We start from the raw sequence: 2,076 nt of genomic DNA on the forward strand, positions 1-2,076 counted from the left end.
GGGATTCTTATTTAGCAGTGCATATCTGATTGCTGAATTTCTGAGTAAGCTCTAGTTAATAGTGCTCTCATCAGGCTGCTTATGCTTGATTAATCATACTTTATCTGCCGAAAAGTTTACTGCTGTGGCGCAAATTTCCAATTGCGGATGAAGTAGAACTCTCGTTTCAGCACCTTATAATGCTCTATTCTTTGCTCACTGCAAAATAACTCGTCATTAAATTCCGGTAGTTCGGAAGATAATTGGAGAACAAAGCGCCCAAACCTTCGGCATCGTTGCGCCAGTCACGATGTAGCTCGCAAGCCACGCCAAATCAGCTCATCAACTGCACACCGGCAGACTGCATTCTCGCCCAGGCAGCATCACGGGTCACTCCATTAAAGGTGCCAGAAGCATCAGTGACTACGAAAACCTCAAACCCTTCTCCAACAGCAGAACTGCATCATTCTTAGAGAGTCGTTATATTTAAAAGATTTATCCATTTATATACCTCTTGTAATCATTAGAAAGACCAGAAATGAAGTGAAATTTTTATGCGAAGCTATTGCTTAATATAGTGCGTAGAATCGGTCACTCATGATCTTTCCATCTTTCCAATGCTGAACGGCAACCTGATCAAAGTTTTTGTGGCCATACTCTTTATGTTTATATTCGAAGTGCCACTCGGTCATCGTCACGTTTTCACCCACAGCAGTCGATTTAATCTCTGATTTGAGCCATGCTTCAACGCCTTCAAATACTGATGACTCCCGATCTTTGGCTTGTTGTAATCCTTTTGCTACCACATCATTTTTTTCAATCACAACGCAATCGGGGTGATAGTATTTATCCATGGATTGCAAAATCTCGCCTTTCAGTATCATATTGTTTAAGTCGATAAGTTTATCTTCCAAAGTCATTGATTCCTCCTGTTTTAGTTATATTTTGTTGCGGTGCAGCTCCAACCTCGGATCTTTTCGCCAATTGGCATATACCTCTCTGATAGCTAATTTAACGCGCAAATCCTCAAGATGGCAAATGCCCCATTTTTCCGCTTTGATAATCGGCCTTAGCTTGGCGGATTTCATCTTCTGTATTCATGACAAACGGGCCACTACCAACAATCGATTCTTCTATTGGTTCACCACTCAATAACAGTAACGTTGTGTCTTGTGTGGTGTTGATACCAATGTGATCGCCTACCGGATCAAATATGGCGACTTCTGCTGCACCAATCGTTTCTGAATGATTAATCTGCACAGAGCCTTTCAATACTGCCAAAATCGTGTTGTAGCCTTCGGGGACAGTAAGATCAATCGTTTGTTGGCGAGACAAACGTATATCCCAGATATGAATCGGTGTAAACGTCTGAGCTGGTCCCCTCAACCCATCGAATTCACCTGCAATGACGCGTACCTTTCCCTGATCACCAGGGAGTTTCGCGACAGGAATCTGGTCATTTAAAATGTTCTGATAGCGTGGCGGTGACATTTTATCTTTGGCCGGCAAATTAACCCATAGTTGCACCATTTCAAATAATCCGCCTCGCTGCGCAAAATCCCTACCATGAAATTCTTCATGAACAATACCAGAAGCAGCGGTCATCCACTGCACATCCCCAGGGCCTATCTTTCCGCCTCCGCCAGAGCTGTCGCGATGTTCCACTTCGCCACTATAAACAATGGTCACTGTTTCAAAACCACGATGGGGATGTTCACCGACACCCAAACGTTGGGTTGTCGGCGGAAACTCAATCGGACCTGCATAATCAAATAGCAAAAAAGGGCTAATGGATGCTCCAAACTTCGGATAACTAAACAGGGAGCGAACAGGAAAGCCGTCCCCAACCCAATGCTGGCTATTATTACGCAGAATATGCTGGAGCTTCTTGACTGATGATTCGGATTTGGTTGTGAACATTGACTATTTCCTCCTTTAATTTTAAGGCCATAAGCTAAGACTACACATTTACATAACTATTTGGAATCAGGGATTCTATGAAATTTGTGCTCGGAAATGGGCAAATTCCAACAAAGGTACGTAAGAGCTATAGTCAAATCTGGTGTATGAGAATCAAGCGACCTGCTGTTTTTGATC

At 43.1% G+C, this 2,076-nt stretch carries 2 protein-coding genes and 1 pseudogene; all 3 read right to left on the minus strand.

Going from position 1 to position 2,076, the window contains the following annotated elements:
• Positions 1-184 precede the first annotated feature (184 nt).
• Positions 185-436, minus strand: a pseudogene (locus QZV86_RS13685) (hydrolase); the annotation flags it as partial.
• A 112-nt stretch (positions 437-548) separates the two neighbouring features.
• Positions 549-899, minus strand: a complete 351-nt coding sequence (locus QZV86_RS13690; RefSeq protein WP_295629283.1) for a SnoaL-like domain-containing protein — start codon at positions 897-899, stop codon at positions 549-551.
• Between the two features lie 106 nt (positions 900-1,005).
• The gene (locus tag QZV86_RS13695; RefSeq protein WP_295629285.1) at positions 1,006-1,899 is read right to left on the minus strand and encodes a pirin family protein; all 894 of its coding nucleotides are present in this window, start codon (positions 1,897-1,899) and stop codon (positions 1,006-1,008) included.
• Positions 1,900-2,076 lie beyond the last annotated feature (177 nt).

The sequence above is a fragment of the uncultured Nitrosomonas sp. genome (assembly GCF_902826915.1).
GTDB lineage: Bacteria > Pseudomonadota > Gammaproteobacteria > Burkholderiales > Nitrosomonadaceae > Nitrosomonas.